Source organism: Mycobacterium sp. (assembly GCF_032159565.1).
Lineage (GTDB): Bacteria > Actinomycetota > Actinomycetes > Mycobacteriales > Mycobacteriaceae > Mycobacterium.
The window spans coordinates 25,571-44,866 of record NZ_JAVHWR010000142.1; the positions used below are offsets into that span (position 1 = coordinate 25,571).

The window sequence follows — 19,296 nt, forward strand, 5'->3', positions numbered from 1 at the left end:
CATGACTTCGGCATCGACCGCGACAGATACCCGCGAGCTCATCATCGAGTCCGCGTTCGACTGCTTCCGTCGGCACGGCCTGGACAAGACGACCATCGTCGACATCGCACGGGCCGCCGATGTCTCGCGCAGCACGGTGTACGAGTACTTCCGCGACAAGGCTCAGATCGTCGAGGCCTGCGCGGAGGGCGCTTCGCAGAAGTTCTATCGAGAGATGGCCTCGGCGATGCGTAAAGGCGAGACGCTGGAGGACCAACTGGTCCTGGCGGGAGTGTTCGTGACAAGGGCGCGACGCGTGATCGAGCCGGAAGACTACTTCGACGAAGACGAGGTGAGCCTGCTGCTCACCAAGAATGCCGCCGTGCTGCTGCGCGAGTGCACGCAGTTTCTCGCTCCCTATCTCGCCGCGGCGAAGCTCACCGGCGAGGTGCGAAAAGATCTCGACGCGGTTGCCGCAGGCGAGTGGTATGCGCGGATATTGTTCTCGTTGTTCAGCACCCCGTCGGCGTCGTTGGACATGGACGACGCGCGCGTCGTTGCCGAATTCGTACGCGCGCATGCCGTGCGCGGGTTCGCGCCGGACCGGCCGGCCCGCGGCCGTCTTGTTCCCTAGAAAACGAGCAGAAGCGCAGAAGTCATGACCATGACGGCGGCGGTGAGGCCATGGACTCCCCAGGCGATTGACTTCGGGCCGCCGTTGCCGAGCACGATGGCCGCGTCGGCGAGCGGAATGATCGTGGCGGCCAGTATCACCCAGCCGAGCAACTGCGTGGCGCCGGCCGCCATCAGGATGAGGACGAACAGTCCCGACGCGATGTCGCGGACGCCCTTGACGCTCAAGTACGCGCCGGCGGATCGCTGACCAAGATCTGGTTGCACACCGTAGCCGGCCGCGGCGGCGCGCGGCGCGACGATAAACCGTGCACCGACGAAGATAATGCCCGCGGCTATGAGTCCGGCGAGCGTGTAGGCGACGGTCGTGGCGGTCATGTCGAACACTCCTGGGTTGTCAGCGGATCGGTGAGAATGATGTCGGGTCAAGCAGCACCGACTGAACGTCGACGATCTCGTTGACATCGAAGCCGGCCATGTCGGCGGCGAATTCCGGGCTGGTCATGATCTGCCGCGTATGTTGTTCGGGGTCGGCGCTCGGTGGGTAGCTGATCAGCGCGACGAGCCGATTCGCGCCGCCGCTTCGCTCGGTCCACACACCGTGGACGGTGACGCCGAATGTCTTGAAGGTTGCCGAGTGGCGATCCCAATGAACCGTCGCGTACTGCTGCAGAGCCTCGCATGATCGCAGGGTGTAGATCCTCAGCTGAAACATCAGATCGCCAGCACCACGCACAGGGCGGCCAGTGCCAGACCTTGCAGCACGGCGCGAGCGTCGATGATTCGGTCCCACTTCGTCTGCAGCGCATGCCCATTCGGCAGCGGCTGGCCGGCGTCAGCAGCTGCTGTCAGCTGTCGATTGATTGGTGCGCTCACCCGTGCGTAGAGCGCGACCCAGACCAACAGCAGGACCACGGCGGCGGCCGCGGCGATCGCTTGTGCCCAGTGTGCGGCCACCGCGGCCAGCACTGCGCTTGTCGCGGTGGCCAGAACCCCGAGCACCCCCGGCACAGGCATTCGCCGGTCTCCGTATCGATGCACGCTTCCCATGACCTCGACCAGAGCACGCTCGTCGACCACCGCCAATGCCGGTCGCAGCACGATCGCGGAGAACACGTCGGTGCCGTAGACCACCGCGGTACCCAGCACCGCGATCAGCGCGGCGGCACGTGAAATGAGGTCCAACGCCATGTCGTGGCTCCCTTCGGGCGAAACTGCTAGCAACGCTAACCCCCGGATCGACATGCGTCAATAGCAGTGCTAGAACTCGTAGCGGTGCTATCATCCAGTGTGGCCATCCAAGATCGCCGCGGGCGTGAGCGAGCCGCCCGCCGACAGCTGATCGTCGCGACGACCCGCAAGCTGGCCGAGGCCGAAGGCTGGGACGCCGTCACCACCCGTCGGCTGTCCACCGAGATCGAATACAGCCAGCCTGTCTTGTACAAACACTTCGCGGGCATGGAGCAAATCGCTGAAGCCGTCGCAATCGACGGGTTCGGCGAGCTCGCCGATGTGATCCGGGCCGCCCGCTCCGACACCGACACGGCCGGCGACGCCCTGACCCGGGTCGCACACGCCTACCTCGACTTCGCCCGCGACAACCCGGCGGTTTACGACGCGATGTTCACCAACGCGACCACCTTGCGCTTCGCCGCCCTGGACACACCGCCTCAGCTGACGGCGGCCTTCGCCGAGTTACGCCAAGCGGTCGGCCTCGTCGCCGACGAGCAGGACGCGGACGCGCTCACCGAGGTGTTCTGGGCTGCAGTGCACGGACTGGTCACCCTCAGCCGTACTGGCCGCCTACGCCCTGGCTATGAGTCCGAACGTCTCCAACTGCTCGTCGATCAGTTCACCAGTTAGACCGACCCGTGCAGCTCGGCCAGTGCGTGGGTCTGCTCGAGGTAGTGCTCGAGCGAGTGGTGGATGAACCTGGCGGAGATGATCGTCGTCCCCGCGGCTTCCATGGCCGCCAGCGTCTCCATCGTCGCCTCGGGTTCTTTGATGGGGTCAAGCGGTTGGTCGGCGGGCAGTACCACCTCGAACCCGGGCGGAAGTTCCCGCGCGCCCAGCCACTCCGCGGCGGTGTCGAGCGAAATACCGAACGGACACCATCCGTCGGCCAGGGTGACCGCGCGGCGCAACGATCGCTTGGTGCGCCCACCGATCCAGATCGGCATGTGGGGCTGTAACGCGCACGGATCGACGGTGAGTCCGCCGAACTCGTAGTACTTGCCTGCATAGACCGGTTCGCTACTCGCAAGCGCGGCACGCAGAGCCCGAAGCGCGTCGTCGGCGCGTTCACCGCGGTCCTCGAACGGTGCGCCGAGGAGGTCGAACTCCTCTTTGAGCGTGCCCACCCCGACGCCGAGGATCACCCTGCCACCGCTGACGTGATCCAGTGTGCCGTAGCGCTTCACGATCGCGAGTGGGTGATGGTAGCCGAGCACCAAAGTCAGCGTGAGGAGCCGGATCTGTTCGGTGCGTGCCGACACATAGCCGAACGTGGCAAGAGGGTCCCAGTACCGTGAGCCGCGCCGCCCCGCTTCGGTGGCAGGGATGCCGATGTGCTCGCTGCACGTGAGGTGGTGGTAGCCGAGTTGATCCGCCGCCTCGGCCACGCGCCCGATCTCCTCGATCGACGCGTCTCTCTCCCATGTCAGTGGCGCCCCGGCGACGTTGGTGACGACCGGCGTGGCGATGGCAAGTTTCACTGCAGCGGCTCTTCGCCCGCGAGAATCGTGCGGTGCATCAGGCGGCCGCTGTCGACGGAATACTCCAGCACCCGGTGCATGGTGCCGGTGTTGTCCCAGATGAGTAGGTCGCCGGGTTGCCACTCGTGCCGGTAGACGTACTGCGGCTGCGTGGCCCAGTCACGAAGGCGGGCAAGCAGAGCGCGGCTCTCCTCGACGGGCATCCCGACCACGTAATCCGCTGTCGCGCCGAGCAGCAGCGATTTGCGCCCCGACTGGTGCGTCCACACCATCGGGCACGCCTTCGTCGGCGACTTCTGCCAGAACGTGATCTCGTCGTAGCTCATCTCCGGGCGGACGTAGTACTGCGACCGCTCCGCGCTGTGGACGACGCGCAGGTCGGCGATGTAGTCCTTGTCCGACTGGGGCAGATCGTCGTATGCCGCGTAGGTGTTGCAGAACTCGGTGTCACCGCCGGTATCCGACAGCGTGATGGCCCGCAACAGCGTCGCGAGATTCGGGTAGGGCTGCAAAGAGCCGTCGAAGTGCCAGAACATCGAGCCTTTCAGATACTCGGCTCGCTGGTTGACGCTCTTGTCGAGGGAGACCTTGTAAATGCCGCCCTGGCCCTCGTTTTCGGGGATCGCACCGAGGGTGTTGGCGATCGCGACCTGTTGTTCGTCGTCGATCTCCATGCCACGAAAGAAGACCACGCCGCGCTGCTCGAGCGTCGCCCGGATGTTCTCGGCTTCTCGCCCACTCACAAGGGTCTCGAGGTCGGTCCTGATCTCACTGCCGATCCGCGGGGTGAGATCGACGATGTCCAGCCGTGCGGAGGTCAGTCCCATGACGTCAGCTCACTCTCGTGAGAATCGTGGTGGCCGAATGCTTCACGCGCGGCTGATTCCACAGTTCGACCGCCAGTGAAACGGTAATCAGCGAGTAGAGCAGGTTGCGCAGATTCGCCACGTCGTCGGGAAGCGGTTCGGAATAGTCGAACTTGTCGATGTAGGCGACCGCTTCCTCCGCGACAGGAAAGACTTCGTCGTAGAACGCCTTGATCTCGTCCATGGAGCTGTTGACCCGCTTCACGTAGCGCTCATGGCCGTCTTCGATCGCCCACTCTTCGACCAAGTGATCGAGGTGCGAGAACTCAGGCGGCAGAGTCGCATTCATCGTCCCGCCTCCCCCGCCTCGACATAGTCGGCCACCGTCTTATGCAGATGGCGCAGCAGGATCTCCTCGTCGTTCATGGTGAAATGCGTGAGGGCTCCGCTGTTCAGCATCGCCTGCAAACCTTCGGACGGGCTGGCGTCCTCCAGGATGATGTCGTTGAGGAATGTCATCGTCAGCTCCTGGCCCAATCGCTCCTTGTGGGTCGTGGGTGGCTGGTAATACGCCTCGGTTTCGAAGATGTGCGAATGCGGTCCGGTCGGCCAGTGCGTGTGCACCGTGAAGCCGGACGCACCGAAGATCAGCACGAAATTGGGGAAGAACTGATAGGAGTCGAAGCCGTACTTGTCGGACCGGGTGGGGTTGAGCCCGGCAGGCATCGGCCCGCGCTCGACCTTCTTGTTCCAAGGGCCGGCCGCGCTGGCCTCGAATACGCACTCGATCGGTTTCGAGTACGGCGTTTTTCGAGACGGCTCGCCGGAGAATGAGAACATCCGGTGCGGACCCTTGAGCTGATATGCAAGCGCGTCGGTGAATGGGTTCGGTTGATCGAACGCCTCTCTTGCCTCGGCTGTCAGGGCGCCGAATGAGGACGCGTGCAGGTACGGCCCGTGGTAGCTCTCCGCGAAGCCGTCTAGGAAGATCTTCCAGTTGCACTGCAATTCGGCCTTGAACCGGTAGACCTGGTGCGGACCCTGGAAGGGATAGCCCTCAATGCCGTGCGCCAACTCACCGAGGAACGACCGCAACGGTTCGGTGTTGGCCGGGTTGAGGTTGATGAAGATGAAGCCCTCCCACACCTCGCACTGGATGGCAGGCACCCGGCAGCTGTCGGCGTCGAAGTCGAGCAGTAGATCCTTGCGGGTGGCGGAGTGCAGGGAGCCGTCCAGCTTGTAGCGCCAGCCGTGGAAACGGCAGTAAAGCAGCGGCGCGCGGCCCTGTACCTCCTCGAACGGGTCGTCCTCCCAGAGCATCTTGTTGCCGCGGTGAGGACAGATGTTGTGGAAGGCGCGAATCACGTCGTCCTTGCCCCGCACGATGATGATCGAGGTGTTGAGAAACCTCAGCTCGCGGGTGAAGTAGCTGCCCGACTTCGGCACCCGCTCGACCCGACCCATGTAGAGCCAGGTCTTCTTGAAGACGTGTTCGCGTTCCTTTACGTAGAAATCCTCGGAAACACAGTCTTCGAGCGACACCGGGCCGCGGCCGAGTTCGGGATATGCGTCGGTCCAATGTCCGCTTGCAGGTTTGGTCACCAGGCTGTTGTGACTCATGAGGCCCACCTCCTGGCCGAACGTAACAGCTGGTGATTTGCTCGAAACAGATGCAAAACTTCAACACCCTGTTGCATATTTGGAACGATGCCGGCGGACGCGAGGAGCAAAACAGCCCAGTGGAACAGAACCTGCCCTTCGACCTGGACGCCCTGCTGGTATTCGGCAAGGTGGTGGAGAATCGCAGCCTGTCGAAGGCGGCCGCGCTGCTCGGGATGCCCAAGTCGACGGTCAGCCGAAAGCTGACGAAGCTGGAATCCGACCTCGGCATCAAGCTGCTGCGCAAGAACACACACCAGCTGACCGTCACCGACCTCGGTGAGCAGATCTACGCCCACGCGGTGAACATCCTGACCGAGGCCAACGGTGTGCGCGCTCTGGTCGAGGGCAGCAGGCAGGAGCCGCAGGGTGAGCTGAAGGTCGCGATACCGGTCTTCGTCGGTGTCGACTATGCGTCGAGGGTCGGCGCCACCTTCCTTCAGCGCTATCCCCACTCACGCCTCGACATCCGGCTGGTCGACACCATGGTCGACCCCATCAGAGACGGATTCGACGTGGTTTTCGGAACCGGGCCGCTGCAGGACTCGACGCTGATCGCCCGCAAGGTCTTCGATCTGGAGCTGTTTCTCTGCGCGTCATCGGACTTCGTGCGGGACCTGGACGAGCCGATCACTGTTCCGACACAGCTGAATACGTTGCCCTTCATCGACTTCGGCTTCGCAGGGCCACGCAGGCTGACGGTGTCCAAGCAGAAGCGCCAACACGAGCTTGCACCCATTGTGCGGGCGCGCGCCAACAACTTTCAGGTCTGCAAGCAATACATCCTTGGCGGCCTCGGCATCGGCGCCATGCCCACGCAGATCATCTGCACCGAAGAACTGCGTGACGGCAGCCTCGTGCCGGTGCTGCCGGAGTGGAAACTCGAACCGCTCGAGGTACACATGATCTACCCCTTCGAGCTGTCCTTCTCGACGCTCATCAGCGCGTTCTACGAGGCGGCGCGAGAAATCATCGTCGAGAACATCGCCCGCGCCTAGTTCCCTCACCGCGGCGATTTCGGCGCGCTAATCGACGCTCCGCGCACGAAAGCGCGCCGAAATCGCAATACGGCCATACCCGTCATGATCTCCCAAACGACGATCGAGTACACCGAACCGCGCTCCACCACTCCGACGGGAAGAAGCCGAGACCCGTTCAGGCCGTCGATGATCAGTACAAGAAGGCACGCGATCCCGACCACGCCGATGAGGACACTCGCGCGACGATAACTTCGTGGTGCACCGAACCGGCGACTGACGATTCCGACGATGATCACCGCGATGTTCCCGCCGATGATCGCCATCCCGGCACCGATCACGTGCCAGTTGATGTGCGAGGTTGCTCCGGCAGCACCGCTTCGGAACGTGCCGACCAGGATGTTGCCGATCGCGTTCGCTGCCGCCGCAAGCACGAAACCCCAACCGGCCCAGCCCAGAGTCGGGCACGCACGTGCGATGACAACGGCGCCTGCGAGAAACAACGAGCCGTGCAGCATGAACGCCCCGATGTTCATGATCGCCACGGACCCGAGGTCGCTGATGTAGTCGGCGACGTAGCTGTAACCGGGAACGCTCGCGGCTGCGATGGCCTCGCTGATCAGGTACACAGCCGCGCCCGCCAACCAGATACCAGCAGCTGTGCGCGCCGCGCTCACGCCACCCACAACCCCCGCCGCATCACGCCCGTCACGGTAAGTTGCGCGTCGAGCACCACCAAGTCGGCGCCGGCGCCTGGCGTCAATCCCGAAGACGAAAAGCCCAGCGCCCGTGCGGGATTGATCGAGACCTGACGCACCGCAGCCATCAACGCGTCGTCGCGCGGTAATCCAGCATGCTGCACGGCGAACCGGAACTGGTGGTCCATCGTCGCGGTGCTGCCCGCGATGGTCTCCGTGCCCGCGACCCGCGCCACCCCGCCGACGACGTCGACGGCCAGCGGACCAAGCCGGTATCGACCGTCGGACATGCCCGCGGCCGCCATCGAATCGGTCACCAACGACACCCGATCCGGTCCGGCGCTACGGCAGACATGGCGATACAGAGCCGGGTCGACATGGACACCGTCGGTGATCAGTTCGACCGTCACCCTCGGGTCTTCCAGTAACGCGATGACCGGGCCCGGTTCGCGGGTGTTGATCGGACGCATCGCGTTGAACAGATGCGTGGCCACCGTCGCGCCCGCGTCGATCGCCGCGCGGGTCTGGTCATAGGTCGCCTCGGTGTGGCCGACGGCGGCCACGACGCCCGCATCGACGATCTGCCGGGTCGCGGCAACGGCGCCGTCCCGTTCGGGCGCCAACGTGATCATGCGGATCGCGCCGCCGCCCGCCCGAAGGACGCGATCGATCTCGGCTGGGTCGGCATCCCGCATCAGGGACGGCTGGTGCGCACCGCACCGCAGCGTGGAAAGCCACGGGCCTTCCAGGTGGATTCCGTCGAGCAGGCCGGAGCGGACGTCGTCGGCCAATGCCTCGACCTGACGCAGCAGGTCATCCGGACCGGCAGTCACCAGGGACGCGACCAGCGTCGTGGTGCCGTGGCTGCGATGGAAGTCCACGGCGGTGGCCGTGTCGGTGTGCACCGCGGTTGAGAAGTTCGCGCCTCCCCCGCCGTGCAGATGGGTGTCGACGAAACCCGGCACCACCGCCACCGCGCCCAGCTCCCGGTCCGCGGTACGGGGTGCCGGACCCGCCCCTGTCGCAGCCACCAGACCGTCGGAGACCTCGATCCACGCGGGCCGCAACAGCTCTCGGCCTGTCAGCAGAGTGTCGATGGTGATCAGCATGACAATGTCTCAGATGCCCTGCCATTTCGGCTTCGAGAGGTAGGTCTCGCGGTAATAGTCCACGAGCTGAAGCCGGCGGCCGGCGGCGTCGTCGAGCAGCACGGTGACATGCGGGTGATGCTGCAGGATGGTGGCAGGCCACAGCGCGCTCACCGCGCCCTCCACCAAATGGTGCACCGCCTCGGCCTTGCTGCGACCGGTTGCCACCAGGATCAGATGGCCGGCCTCCATGATGGTCGCCAGCCCCTGGGTCAGGCAGTGGGTGGGCACCGCGTCCAGGTCACCGTCGAAGAAGCGGGCGTTGTCGACCCGCGTCTGCCGGGTCAGCGTCTTGATCCGGGTCCGTGACGCCAACGAGGATCCCGGCTCGTTGAAGGCGATGTGACCGTCGGTGCCGATCCCGAGAATCTGCAGGTCGACGCCGCCCGCCGCCTGTATCGCGTGCTCGTATGCCGTGCAGGCAGCCGGGATGTCGGTGGCCGAGCCGTCCGGGCCCTCGACCGCTCCGCGCGCGAAGTCGACCCGCGACACGAAAACGTCCTCGATGACGGTCCGGTACCGCTGCGGGTGGTCGACGGGCAGCCCGACGTACTCGTCGAGGGTGAACCCGCGCGCCTGCCGAAACGAGATCGTGCCCGCGTCGCAGCGCGCCGCCAGCTCGTCGTAGATCGCCAACGGCGACGACCCCGTGGCCAGCCCCAGCACGGCGTCGGGTTTGCGGTCGAGCAGAGCGGTGATCGCGTCCGCGGCCACGCCGCCGATCTCCTTGGCGTCGGGCAGGATGATGACTTCCATTACTTGTTCGCAGTGAAAAGGTCTGCGCCCGAAGCAATGTCCGCGCCCTCGGCGACGGCTTCCGATGGGACCACGTTGTCGGATTCGCGTTCGTCCATGACCACGACGGGGACGATCGGATTGAGCCCCTTGGCTTGGACAGCGGGCACATCGTAGGTGATGATGAGCTGTCCCGCGGTCACCTCGTCGCCCTGGGTGGCGTGGGTGGTGAAGCCCTCACCCTTCAGCGCGACGGTGTCCAGACCGAGGTGAACCAGAACACCGACGTTGTCGGGTGTCATGACGATGTAGGCGTGCGGCATCAGCTTCAGCAACTTGCCGCTGACCGGCGCGACCGCCTCGACCACACCGCGCGGAGGGTCCACCGCGGCGCCGTACCCGACCATGCCCTGGGAGAACACCGGGTCGGGAACGTCCTCGAGCCGAACTGCGCGCCCTGCGACAGGGGCCTGAACCAGCATCTTGCTCACCCTCCAAACAATACGAGTGTGCCCGCAACACGGTCCAAACTTCGCCTGTTCTCGTCTAAGCTTCCGCTCAGCTTCAGCGGCAGTGAATGTTTGCGGCAGAGAAGGGTGACCGGCAATGAGTGACGCGGCGAAACCTCAAGCGGTTCAGCGAAAGTCGGGTAGGCACCTTCCCGGGTTCGCCCAGCTGCAGCGGCTTGGCAAGAGCCTCATGCTGCCAATCGCGGTGCTGCCGGCGGCCGGAATCCTGCTGCGGCTCGGCCAACCCGACCTGCTGGGCAGGATCGAGGCGCCCGTCATCGGGCCGTTCTTCAAGGCGATGAGCGCCGCAGGCGATGCGCTGTTCACCAATCTGCCGCTGCTGTTCGCCGTCGGCGTCGCGATCGGTTTCGCCAGGAAGGCCGACGGTTCCACCGCGCTCTCCGCTGTCGTCGGCTACCTGGTGGTGCAGGCGGTGTTCAAGACGATGTCACCTATCGTCCTCGCGGGCGAGGTCGACAAGGCGGGCGAGCAGGCCCAGATCAACTACAGCGTGTTCGCGGGCATTGTGGTCGGCCTGGTCACCGCGTGGCTCTTCGACCGCTACCACACCATCCAACTGCCGTCCTATCTCGGATTCTTCGGCGGCAGGCGGTTCGTCCCGATCGTGGTGTCGCTGGCGTGCCTGTTCCTCGCCTTCGCGATGAGCTACTTCTATCCGATCTTCGACGCCGGCCTGACGGCGCTGGGCGAGTTCATCGGCGGCGCAGGTGCTCTCGGCGCGTTCGTCTACGGGTTCGCCAACCGCATGCTGATTCCGCTCGGGTTGCACCACATCCCGAACTCCTACATCTGGTTCCTCTACGGCGACTACCAACCGCCCGGCGGCGCGCCCGTGACCGGTGAACTCACCCGGTTCGCCGCGGGCGACCCCACCGCGGGCATCCTGACGTCGGGCTTCTATCCGATCCTGATGTTCGGGCTGCCCGCAGCCGCGCTTGCCATGATCCACGTGGCGAACAAGAAGCAGCGCAAGGTGGCTGTCGGCATCCTTGCGGCGGCGGGTCTGACCGCATTCCTGACCGGGGTGACCGAACCGCTGGAGTTCGCGTTCATGTTCGTGGCGTTCCCCCTGTATCTCATTCACGCTGTGCTGACGGGACTGTCGCTGGCAATCGCGTACTTGCTCGACATTCACCTGGGCTTCTCGTTCTCGGCGGGCCTCATCGACCTGCTGCTCTACGGCACGGCCCCGGCGGCGAAAAACATCCCGCTGCTGATCGCCATGGGTGTGGTGTTCTTCGCCGTCTACTACCTGCTGTTCCGGTTCGCGATCACACGGTGGAACCTGCGGACGCCGGGCCGTGAACCGGAGGACGAGTTCGAGGCCGAGGAGGAGGCCAACCTCGGCGAGGGCGCCGACTCCGCCACCACCGTGAGCCCAGCCCGGTCGGGCGCGGCCACCGCGACGGTGGTCGCGCCGGTCGCAGCCGACAGCAAGGCAGAACAGGTGATCTCGGCGTTCGGCGGCCGGGACAACCTTGTGAACGTGGACGCCTGCATCACCCGGCTTCGCGTCGAGGTCAACGACAAGGACAAGGTCGATCAGGCGCGGCTGAAGCGCCTCGGGGCGGCCGGTGTGATCGAGGTCGGCAACAGCGTGCAGGCGGTGTTCGGAACCGACGCCGAAGCTTTGAAGAGCGACATCAACGACATTCTCTAGGACTCTGAGCCCGATTAAACGACCGCGAAAAGCTCCAACTGGATGTTGTCAGGGTCGCGGAAAACCAGTGTCGCATAGGGAAATGGCTCGTCGCCGGTCCTGATGCCGGAGTGCTCGATGTCGAGTTCGCCGAGCCACGCAGCCCACCGCTCCAACTCCTCGCGACCATCCACGTTGAAACCCACATGGTCGAGCCCCGTTCGAGCCTCGTCGAACTGAGCGCCGTCGTTGCCGGTGTTCGTGTGCAGCCCGATCGCCAGGCCGGAGCCCGGCTCGAGGAGCAACACCCCGTAACCGGTGTCCTCGCGTTCGTAATGCGGAAACGTCATCGGCACCCGTTGCGCGCGAAACACCCGCTGATACCAAGCCGCGCTGGTTTCGATGTCGCAGACGGTCACGGAGAAATGATGGATCCCAGTAATCGCTGGGGCGGTTCCCTCGGTCACGTGCAAGATGGTGCCATGAGCAATGACTCGGCGGCGGCCATCAGACAAGAGCGCCGCAACTGGATGGCCAAACACCGCGACATCTACCTGCAATCGGGTGGCACGCAGGGCCACATCATGGACATCTCCGAGGTCGGCGGCCATGCCTTCACCACCCACTGCCTGATCAGGGTTGCGGGGCGCAAGTCGGGAAAGACGCGCATCGTTCCACTCATCTACGGTGACATCGGCGGCGAGGTGGTGATCGTCGCGTCGAAGGGCGGCGCCGACACGCACCCGGATTGGTACCTGAACCTCCGCGACAGCGAGCACATCGACGTGCAGATCGCCACCCAGGCATTCCGGGCGACGTGGCGTGAGCCCGAAGACGTTGAGCGACACAGGATCTGGGACTTCATGGTCTCGGTTTACCCGCCGTATCTGACATACCAGAGGTCGACGACACGGCACATTCCCGTCGTCGCGCTCGAGCCTGTCGAAGCCATCGAGATCTTCCGGGAGTCAGACATCCAGTCCCCGTAAACCAGTTCGGCGCATCTCGCCGCCTGGCCCCATCGGCGAGTCGTACTCCACCACCGAGCACACCGGGTTGCTGTGCCCGGCCTATGCCGGGCCACACGATGCGCCGGGGCGGGTTCCGGACACCAGGAAGCCGGTGTACGAGGTGAAGAACCGGCCTGCCGCGTCGACGGCCCGCAATTCGTTTTTCCAGCGCTCGACGTCGTCTGCGCCGATGGTTGCGGCGTCGACGAGGCCGTCGGCGGTCGCGAAGAAGCTGAACACCCGGTCGGCGACGTCGAGGTCGCTGCATACCAGTGTCTTCGGATGGGTCTCGACGTCCTCGAGGCCTGCTTCGAGGAACAGCGCGACCATCCGGCGGCCGATCGATCCCGAAGGGAATCGGTCGCACCAGGCATTCAGTACTGTGCGCGTCAGCGCCTTGTCCGCCGAGTCGACCGTCAGCGTCTCCCAGTCATTGTCGAACGCGACCAGGACACCGCCGGGACGCAACACCCGAGCCATTTCGCGGATCGCCGCTGGGGGATCGGGTACATGCTGCAGCACCCGGTCGATGCGGCAGCCGTCGAACGTCTCATCGACGAAGGGCAACTGCGCGGCGTCGGCGATGTCGAACGACAGGCCCGCGATGTCGCTGTGGCGCCTGCGGGCCGCGTCTACCATCGCCTGGCTGCCGTCGACAGCGACCACCGAACCGCCGGGCGCGACGCGCCTCGCCAGCGCCGCCGCGTCGTCCCCGAGCCCGCATCCGACCTCCAGGATGCTGCTACCCGGCCGGGCGGCGAGCAGGTCATAGCTTTCGCGCTTGCACTCCGCGAAGAACGGCAGCGAGTCGATCAGCGTCAGGCAATCCCCTAGCAAGCTGTGGGCCCAGGCGAACACCTCGAAATCGGAAGCGCGATCGACACTCTGGAATCCCGCGGCGAGATCATCGGCCATCGTCGTCCAATAACCTGTGCACCACGTCGGCGGTGGCCGGATACAACTGGCGCCGTGTCCGGTAAAGGTCGTCGCAGCGAGCCTGGTAGGCCGGCTCGGACGCATGTCGATGCCGAGCAGAAGCTCCACGACGCAACGATAACGCTTAGGGTGCCGGATCGGTGAGATAGTGCGTGAGAACGGGTTTGAGCCAGCCGGCGAGCGTCTTGTCGTCCATGTCGACAAGCGGTGGAATTCCGATGATGTAGCGGGCGACCGCGATTCCGAGCAGCTGGGCACCGATGAGAGCGGCCCGTTCGGCAGGCCGGTCGATCGCCACGTCGGCCAGCGCGGGCGCGACCTGCCGGGCGAACACGTCGAGCAGCGCGTCGGCCGCCGCTTGGCTCGACGCCGCCGCCCGCAGCAGCGGAAGGAACGGCCCGTCGGGTCCCCACACCTCGACAAACAGCGGCAGCATGACGTCGGCGACGTCCCCCGGCGCGATCCCGGACAGGTCCGGAGGCGAGATGTCGAGGCGCGACACCTCACCGAAGAGGCCGTCCTTGTTACCGAAGTAATGCATCACCAAGGCCGGATCGACACCCGCCGCGGTCGCGACCGACCGGATCGTCGTCTTCTCGAATCCGCTCTGGCCGAACTGCATCCTCGCCGCGGCCAGGATGGCGGCCTTGGTGGCGGCTGGGTTCCGTGTCCTCGAAGCCATGCCGCCAGTGTATTCAACAGTTGTTGACAAGTCTGCATCCGCGGCCTAACGTCAGTTCAACAAGCGTTGAACTGAAGGAGTGCGACATGACTGTCACCGCTATCCAGATTGGGCTGCACCCCGACGCCGTCGACTACGAGTCGGCCGACTTCTCCCAGTTCAAGGGGCTGTCCCGGAAGGGACTGAGCAGGGCCAACACCGACAACGTCGCCGGGTTGCGCTCGGCGGGCTACGAGGTGGACAACTGCCTGATCGGCACCGGCGAGGCGGGTGCCGAGAAGGCCCGCGCATGGCTGTCCGCGAAGCGATACGACGCCGTCCTCATCGGCGCAGGCGTCCGACTCGTCGCCAGCAACACCCTGCTGTTCGAGGCGATCGTGAACGCGGCGCACGCCGCCAACCCGGGATGCCGGTTCGTGTTCAACTACTCGGCGACGTCGACACCCGACGACATCCGCCGGTGGTACCCCAACCCGGCCAACGTGACTCCGGCGGTGTGATCGTGGATGCCTCCGGCGTGGACGTCCTCGTCGTCGGTGCCGGCCCCGCCGGGTTGACCGCGGCGGGTGACCTGGCCCGGCGCGGTCGGTCGGTGGCAGTGCTCGAACGCCGGCCGAAGATGTACCCGGCCAGCCGCGCATTCGCCACGATGGCCAGGACCCTGGAGGTCCTCGACGCCCGCGGGTTGGCCGATGACGTTCTCGCACAGGCTCACCGGGCACCCGGTGTTGCTATCTTCGCCGGGGCGCGAATAGATCTGACACATCTGCGTTCGGCATACCCATTCGTCGCGATCACCCCGCAGACCAACGTCGACAGAGCGCTTGCGGAATACGCCGCGATGCAAGGAGCGGAAATCCGTCGCGGCTTCGAAGTCGTTGCGCTCGAACAGGATGCCGATGGCGTGACGGTCACGGCGCGACCGAAGGACGACGACGATCCGCAGCACCGACAGACATGGCGTGCGAAATACGTGATCGGCGCCGATGGCGCACACAGCACTGTGCGGGATCTCGTCGGCGCGGAGTTTCCGGGTAAGACGATCCTGTCGTCGGTGGTGCTGGCCGACGTGAAGCTGGCCGAGGGGCCGACCGGCGGCGAGCTGAACCTCGGCTGCACCCGCGACGTGATCGGATTTCTCGCACCGTACGACCGCCGCGACGAGGACGGCAGGTGGTACCGGGTGATGGTGTGGGACCGCGCGCATCAGGTTCCCGATTCCGACCCCGTTTCACCCACCGAGGTGATCGACGTGCTCACCCGGGCGATGGGACGCGACCTCGGAGCGCGCGAAGTCGGCTGGTTGTCGCGGTTCCACTGCGACGAGCGCCAGGTCGCCCACTACCGGCACGGCCGTGTCCTTCTCGCAGGCGACGCCGCCCACGTGCACTCGCCGATGGGCGGCCAGGGCATGAATACCGGCATACAGGATGCCGTGAACCTGGCATGGAAGCTCGACGCGGTTCTCGGCGGCGCTCCGGACGAGGTGCTCGACACTTACCAGAGCGAGCGCCATCCCATCGGTCGGCGGGTTCTGCTGCAGTCGGGCTTGATGGCCCGCGGTGTCACCTTGCACCCGCGAATCGCCCGCGCGATGCGAAACCTGCTGGCGCCGAGGCTGCTTCGCGTTCCACGGGTCCGCGACGCCGTCGCGGGCAGTTTCGCGGGCACCGAGCTGAGGTATCCGCATCGGCGTGGCGAACATCGGCTAGTCGGCACCAGGGCAACGGAGATCCCACTTCGCGAGGACCGGTTGACGCACGTGCAGCGCTACGCCGGGTTTGTACTCATCCGTGAGCATAAGGCGGTGGCGGTCGACGTCCCCGGCGTCGTCGAAGTGGAGCGCACCGACACCGGGCCCGCGGTTCTGGTTCGGCCGGACGGCTACATCGCCTGGGCCGGCGCCTCTTCGGATCGCGGAGCGCTGACAGCGGCTCTGAACCGCTGGATCGGGTCTAGTTCTCGGGAAGGAACACTGCAGCTGCGACCGCTGCGATGACGGTCAGCGCCAGGATGGTCCCCGCCACGGCGGGCCAGCCGTGCCCGTCGTAGGCCACGCCGCCGAACCAACCGAACACGCTCGAACCGCCGTAATAGAAAAGGTTGTACAACGACGATGCCTGCGCCTTGCCCGCCGGTGCCGACTGGCCGGTCCAGCCCGCGGCGATCGAATGCGCCCCGAAGAAGCCTGCGGTGCCGATCAGCAGGCCGGCGAGGACGACGAACACGTTGGTGCTCAGTGTGATTGCGACGCCGGCGGCCATGATCGCGACGGACACCAGCAGCACCGGTTTGCGGCCGAACCGGGTGGCTTCGGCGCCGGCGCGCGACGACGCCCAGGTCCCGGCGAGGTATGCCACGAACACCAGGCTGACAACGAACTGCGGCAGGAAAAAGGGCGCAGCGGTCAACCGGAATCCCAGGAAGTTGTAGAGCGCGACGAAGCCGCCCATGAGCAGGAATCCCTGCGCAAAGAGGGCGAGCTGGCGCGGTGAGTGCAGGTTGACGACCAGGCGGTGGGCAAGGCTCCCTTCGGGATTGGCGCCCGACTGGTTCGACGGAACGAAGCCCTGCGGTTGGGGGGCGAGTTTGACAAAGCTCACGGCGGCGAGGCCGCACAGCACCGCGACGGTGAACACGCCGATGCGCCATCCCGCGATCTCCGCGACGGGACTGGACACCAGCCGACCCAGCAGGCCGCCGATGGTGGTGCCCGCGACGAATGTGCCCGCCGCCCTCGCCGCGTGTGCGGGGTCGATCTCCTCGGTGAGGTAGGCGATCGCGATCGCCGGTACGCCGCCGATCACCAGCCCTTCGACGAACCGCCCCGCGAGCAACAGCTGATAGGTGGGCGCGAAGGGCACGAGCAGCCCGACCGCCGTTGCGACGGTGACCGACAGCGATATCGCCCTGACCCGACCGATGCGGTCGGCCAGCGTGGACCAGGGGATCACACCGATGGCGAGGCCCACGGTGGAGGCCGAGATCGTCAGCGCGGCGGCGGCCGCGCCGATGTGAAGGTCGGCCGAGATCAGCGGGAGAACGGCCTGCGGCGAGTAGAGCTGAGCGAAGGTCGCCACCCCCGCGCAGAAGAGCGCGACGAGCAGTCGGCCGTACGCGGTCGACCCGCGGGTATGCCCAGCCCACACCGGTGGGGCCGACTGTTCGATGGTCACTACACCGAAGCTAGGTTGCGCCTCTTAATGTGTCCAATGCATCGATATCGACATACTCATGTCTATATCGCATCACTGCTGAGAAAGTCCGCGAACCGCTTCGCCGGTTGCGGCAATTGCCGATTCCGGTCCCACGCCAAGCCCACATCCCGCTTGGCTCCCGCGTTGGTCAGCGGCACGTGGACGATCCGCGACTTGCCGCCATCGCGCGGAACTGGCACGACGGCGACCCCGAACCCGGCCGCGACCAGTCCTTCCACCGTGGGGATCTCGGTGGCTTCGAAGACGATGTCGGGCTTGACGTCATCTTCTGCGAGGAGTTGATCGGTGAGTTGTCGCAGACCCGCCTGGTCACCGAGTGCGATGAAGGGCTCGCCCGCGGCGTCCGACAGCCTTACCCTGGCGCGGTTCGCGAGCCGGTGTTCGTGCGGAACGGCGAGACACAGTTGATCGACATACAGTCGGCGCCAGGCCAGGCCGGGTGCATCGGGACGTGGCGCGGTGATCGCGATGTCGGCCTGTCCGTCGAGCACCCGCTGGGTGATCTCGTGCGCAGGTCCCTGAAGCAGATCGAAACCGATCGCGGGGGCCGACTCGCGAAAGCGCCGTAGTTGTTCGGGCACATACCAATTCGCCAGTGAATGCAGGAAGCCGAGCCGAACCCGGCCGGTGTCCGGATCGCGAAGCGCCGCGATGCGGTCGGTGGCAGACCTCATCTCGGCGATGCTGCGCCTGGCGTGCTCGAGCATGATCTGGCCATACGGGTTCAATCGGAGCCTGCGGTTGACCCGGTCGAACAGCGGTGTGCCCGCGTCACGCTCGAGTCGCGCCAAGGCCCGTGACAGCGTCGGCTGGCTGACGGCCAACTCGGCAGCGGCGTCGGTGACGTGTTCCGTCTCGGCGAGCACCACGAACCACCGCAGTTCCTCCAGGTTCACCGTTCGACCATAACGAAAATGCATGATGCGAAGAGATCACTTGCGATTCATGCATGACCGGTGCCGATTCCCTGCGTCGCTACACTGCCTGCATCCAACGTCGGGCGTGAATCAACGACGGTGTCCGAAAGCGGAGGGCTCAGTGACCGAGAACGACGAAAATCTCAAGCGCGCGATCCTGCGCGCGCTCGACGGCCTGCTCAGCTCACTGCAGCCGGAAGCGCTGGGCGGCGACCGCTTTCGCGTTCACAGCGAGGCGAACCGGTTCGGGCGCGTCTTCGGCGGCCAGATGGTCGCCCAGGCCATGCACGCCGCCGCCACCACGGTCGGTGAGAAGCCGCCGCATTCCCTGCACGCCTACTTCGTGAAGTCGGGCGATCCCGACCACCCGCTCGAAATAGCGGTCGAGCGGATACGCGACGGCCGGTCGATGGCTGCCCGCCGCGTCACCGTCACACAGGCCGGCGAACCGCTGTTGATCGCGATGGTGTCGTTCCACGACAACCCGAGCGAGCCGGGGTTCGCCGAACCCGCTCCGGCGGGGCCGACGCCCGAAGGCCTGCCGCGGCTGCAGGACTGGGTGAAGACCGCGCCGCCTGAACTCCAGGAGAGAGCGCGGACCTGGATCAGCAGGCCACCGCCTGCAGAGATCCGCATCGCCGAGCCGACCTACTTTTTCGGCGGATCCCGCGCGACCGGTTCGCGTTCGCATTGGATGCGGTTGCCGCGCGATGTCGGCGACGACCCGGTGCTGCACAGCGTTCTGCTCGCGTACGCCAGCGACTACCTCCTTCTCGACATCGCGCTGCGTTCGCATCCCGATCCTGTCAGCGTCGAGTCGTCGACGGCGTTCAGCCTCGATCACTCGCTGTGGCTGCACCGGCCGGTACGTTTCGACCGATGGCACAGCCACACCGCGGAACTGGTATCGGTCTCGGGTCATCGCGGGCTGGTGCGCGGCGCGATCCACGACATCGACGGGCATCTCGTCGCCAGCACCACGCAGGAGGTGCTCATCCGGGCCAACCGCTGAACC

General features: G+C 65.6%; 24 protein-coding genes. 8 read left to right on the forward strand and 16 right to left on the reverse strand.

All coding sequences use genetic code 11. From position 1 onward, the window contains the following. Nucleotide 1 precedes the first annotated feature (1 nt). Nucleotides 2–613 carry a TetR/AcrR family transcriptional regulator gene (locus QOC76_RS19225; protein ID WP_526359277.1) on the forward strand — a complete coding sequence of 204 codons (612 nt, stop codon included), beginning with the start codon at nt 2–4 and terminating at the stop codon, nt 611–613. Here the strand turns inward: QOC76_RS19225 and QOC76_RS19230 are convergent. The 3 genes from QOC76_RS19230 to QOC76_RS19240 are packed head-to-tail and all read right to left on the reverse strand — an operon-like array spanning nt 610 to nt 1,803. After that, complete coding sequence (locus QOC76_RS19230; RefSeq protein WP_526359279.1) at nt 610–990, reverse strand: DUF4267 domain-containing protein; 381 nt, start codon at nt 988–990, stop codon at nt 610–612. The genes QOC76_RS19225 and QOC76_RS19230 overlap by 4 nt on opposite strands. Nucleotides 991–1,009: 19 nt before the next feature. After that, nucleotides 1,010–1,327, reverse strand: a complete 318-nt coding sequence (locus tag QOC76_RS19235) for an NIPSNAP family protein (RefSeq protein ID WP_526359281.1) — start codon at nt 1,325–1,327, stop codon at nt 1,010–1,012. Beyond that, a complete protein-coding gene (locus QOC76_RS19240; RefSeq protein WP_526359283.1) occupies nt 1,327–1,803 on the reverse strand; it encodes a DUF1772 domain-containing protein in 477 nt (158 codons plus the stop codon). Before QOC76_RS19240 ends, QOC76_RS19235 begins: the two co-directional genes overlap by 1 nt. Nucleotides 1,804–1,902: 99 nt before the next feature. Here QOC76_RS19240 and QOC76_RS19245 point away from each other — a divergent pair, with 99 nt between their 5' ends. After that, complete coding sequence (locus QOC76_RS19245) at nt 1,903–2,475, forward strand: TetR/AcrR family transcriptional regulator (protein ID WP_526359285.1); 573 nt, start codon at nt 1,903–1,905, stop codon at nt 2,473–2,475. Here QOC76_RS19245 and QOC76_RS19250 read toward each other — a convergent pair. Genes QOC76_RS19250 through QOC76_RS19265 form a run of 4 tightly spaced genes read right to left on the reverse strand, consistent with a single transcriptional unit; the run spans nt 2,472 to nt 5,752 of the window. Continuing rightward, a complete protein-coding gene (locus QOC76_RS19250; protein ID WP_526359287.1) occupies nt 2,472–3,326 on the reverse strand; it encodes a TIGR03619 family F420-dependent LLM class oxidoreductase in 855 nt (284 codons plus the stop codon). The genes QOC76_RS19245 and QOC76_RS19250 overlap by 4 nt on opposite strands. Further along, nucleotides 3,323–4,153, reverse strand: a complete 831-nt coding sequence (locus tag QOC76_RS19255) for a TauD/TfdA dioxygenase family protein (RefSeq protein ID WP_526359289.1) — start codon at nt 4,151–4,153, stop codon at nt 3,323–3,325. Before QOC76_RS19255 ends, QOC76_RS19250 begins: the two co-directional genes overlap by 4 nt. Nucleotides 4,154–4,157: 4 nt before the next feature. Then, nucleotides 4,158–4,481, reverse strand: coding sequence for a hypothetical protein (locus tag QOC76_RS19260; protein ID WP_526359291.1), 324 nt, complete (start codon nt 4,479–4,481; stop codon nt 4,158–4,160). Beyond that, a complete protein-coding gene (locus QOC76_RS19265) occupies nt 4,478–5,752 on the reverse strand; it encodes an aromatic ring-hydroxylating oxygenase subunit alpha (protein ID WP_526359293.1) in 1,275 nt (424 codons plus the stop codon). Before QOC76_RS19265 ends, QOC76_RS19260 begins: the two co-directional genes overlap by 4 nt. 119 nt (nt 5,753–5,871) lie before the next feature. On the opposite strand from QOC76_RS19265, the gene QOC76_RS19270 reads away from it, so the two are divergent. Continuing rightward, nucleotides 5,872–6,789 (forward strand): LysR family transcriptional regulator, encoded by a 918-nt coding sequence (locus QOC76_RS19270; protein WP_526359295.1) that lies wholly within the window; start codon nt 5,872–5,874, stop codon nt 6,787–6,789. A 5-nt stretch (nt 6,790–6,794) separates the two neighbouring features. Here the strand turns inward: QOC76_RS19270 and QOC76_RS19275 are convergent, their stop codons facing one another. The 4 genes from QOC76_RS19275 to QOC76_RS19290 are packed head-to-tail and all read right to left on the reverse strand — an operon-like array spanning nt 6,795 to nt 9,831. Beyond that, nucleotides 6,795–7,445 carry a DUF998 domain-containing protein gene (locus tag QOC76_RS19275; RefSeq protein WP_526359297.1) on the reverse strand — a complete coding sequence of 217 codons (651 nt, stop codon included), beginning with the start codon at nt 7,443–7,445 and terminating at the stop codon, nt 6,795–6,797. Beyond that, the gene (nagA, locus tag QOC76_RS19280) at nt 7,442–8,575 is read right to left on the reverse strand and encodes an N-acetylglucosamine-6-phosphate deacetylase (protein ID WP_526359299.1); all 1,134 of its coding nucleotides are present in this window, start codon (nt 8,573–8,575) and stop codon (nt 7,442–7,444) included. Before nagA ends, QOC76_RS19275 begins: the two co-directional genes overlap by 4 nt. A 9-nt stretch (nt 8,576–8,584) precedes the next feature. Beyond that, the gene (gene nagB, locus QOC76_RS19285; protein WP_526359301.1) at nt 8,585–9,370 is read right to left on the reverse strand and encodes a glucosamine-6-phosphate deaminase; all 786 of its coding nucleotides are present in this window, start codon (nt 9,368–9,370) and stop codon (nt 8,585–8,587) included. Beyond that, nucleotides 9,370–9,831, reverse strand: coding sequence for a PTS sugar transporter subunit IIA (locus tag QOC76_RS19290; protein WP_526359407.1), 462 nt, complete (start codon nt 9,829–9,831; stop codon nt 9,370–9,372). The genes nagB and QOC76_RS19290 overlap by 1 nt, the downstream gene beginning before the upstream one ends. A 124-nt stretch (nt 9,832–9,955) precedes the next feature. Between QOC76_RS19290 and QOC76_RS19295 the strand changes: the two genes are divergently transcribed. After that, on the forward strand, nt 9,956–11,539 hold the full coding sequence (locus QOC76_RS19295) for a PTS transporter subunit EIIC (protein ID WP_526359303.1): 1,584 nt from the start codon (nt 9,956–9,958) through the stop codon (nt 11,537–11,539). A 14-nt stretch (nt 11,540–11,553) separates the two neighbouring features. On the opposite strand, the gene QOC76_RS19300 is transcribed toward QOC76_RS19295, so the two are convergent. Next, the gene (locus QOC76_RS19300) at nt 11,554–11,985 is read right to left on the reverse strand and encodes a VOC family protein (protein WP_526359305.1); all 432 of its coding nucleotides are present in this window, start codon (nt 11,983–11,985) and stop codon (nt 11,554–11,556) included. A gap of 15 nt (nt 11,986–12,000) precedes the next feature. Between QOC76_RS19300 and QOC76_RS19305 the strand changes: the two genes are divergently transcribed. After that, nucleotides 12,001–12,507 carry a nitroreductase/quinone reductase family protein gene (locus QOC76_RS19305; RefSeq protein WP_526359307.1) on the forward strand — a complete coding sequence of 169 codons (507 nt, stop codon included), beginning with the start codon at nt 12,001–12,003 and terminating at the stop codon, nt 12,505–12,507. Nucleotides 12,508–12,588: 81 nt separating this feature from the next. Here QOC76_RS19305 and QOC76_RS19310 read toward each other — a convergent pair whose 3' ends face one another. Continuing rightward, entirely contained in the window at nt 12,589–13,572 is a 984-nt protein-coding gene (locus QOC76_RS19310) for a methyltransferase domain-containing protein (protein WP_526359309.1), read from the reverse strand. A gap of 16 nt (nt 13,573–13,588) precedes the next feature. After that, complete coding sequence (locus tag QOC76_RS19315; protein WP_526359311.1) at nt 13,589–14,146, reverse strand: TetR/AcrR family transcriptional regulator; 558 nt, start codon at nt 14,144–14,146, stop codon at nt 13,589–13,591. Nucleotides 14,147–14,232: 86 nt separating this feature from the next. Here QOC76_RS19315 and QOC76_RS19320 point away from each other — a divergent pair, with 86 nt between their 5' ends. After that, on the forward strand, nt 14,233–14,646 hold the full coding sequence (locus QOC76_RS19320) for a hypothetical protein (RefSeq protein ID WP_526359313.1): 414 nt from the start codon (nt 14,233–14,235) through the stop codon (nt 14,644–14,646). Nucleotides 14,647–14,648: 2 nt separating this feature from the next. Then, entirely contained in the window at nt 14,649–16,145 is a 1,497-nt protein-coding gene (locus QOC76_RS19325; protein ID WP_526359315.1) for an FAD-dependent oxidoreductase, read from the forward strand. On the opposite strand, the gene QOC76_RS19330 is transcribed toward QOC76_RS19325, so the two are convergent. Together QOC76_RS19330 and QOC76_RS19335 are read right to left on the reverse strand one after the other, a co-directional pair. Next, nucleotides 16,102–17,322, reverse strand: coding sequence for an MFS transporter (locus QOC76_RS19330; protein ID WP_526359317.1), 1,221 nt, complete (start codon nt 17,320–17,322; stop codon nt 16,102–16,104). The two genes, QOC76_RS19325 and QOC76_RS19330, sit on opposite strands and share 44 nt — an antisense overlap. Nucleotides 17,323–17,384: 62 nt before the next feature. Next, on the reverse strand, nt 17,385–18,260 hold the full coding sequence (locus tag QOC76_RS19335) for a LysR substrate-binding domain-containing protein (protein ID WP_526359319.1): 876 nt from the start codon (nt 18,258–18,260) through the stop codon (nt 17,385–17,387). Between the two features lie 142 nt (nt 18,261–18,402). Here QOC76_RS19335 and QOC76_RS19340 point away from each other — a divergent pair, with 142 nt between their 5' ends. Next, a complete protein-coding gene (locus QOC76_RS19340) occupies nt 18,403–19,293 on the forward strand; it encodes an acyl-CoA thioesterase (RefSeq protein ID WP_526359321.1) in 891 nt (296 codons plus the stop codon). Nucleotides 19,294–19,296 lie beyond the last annotated feature (3 nt).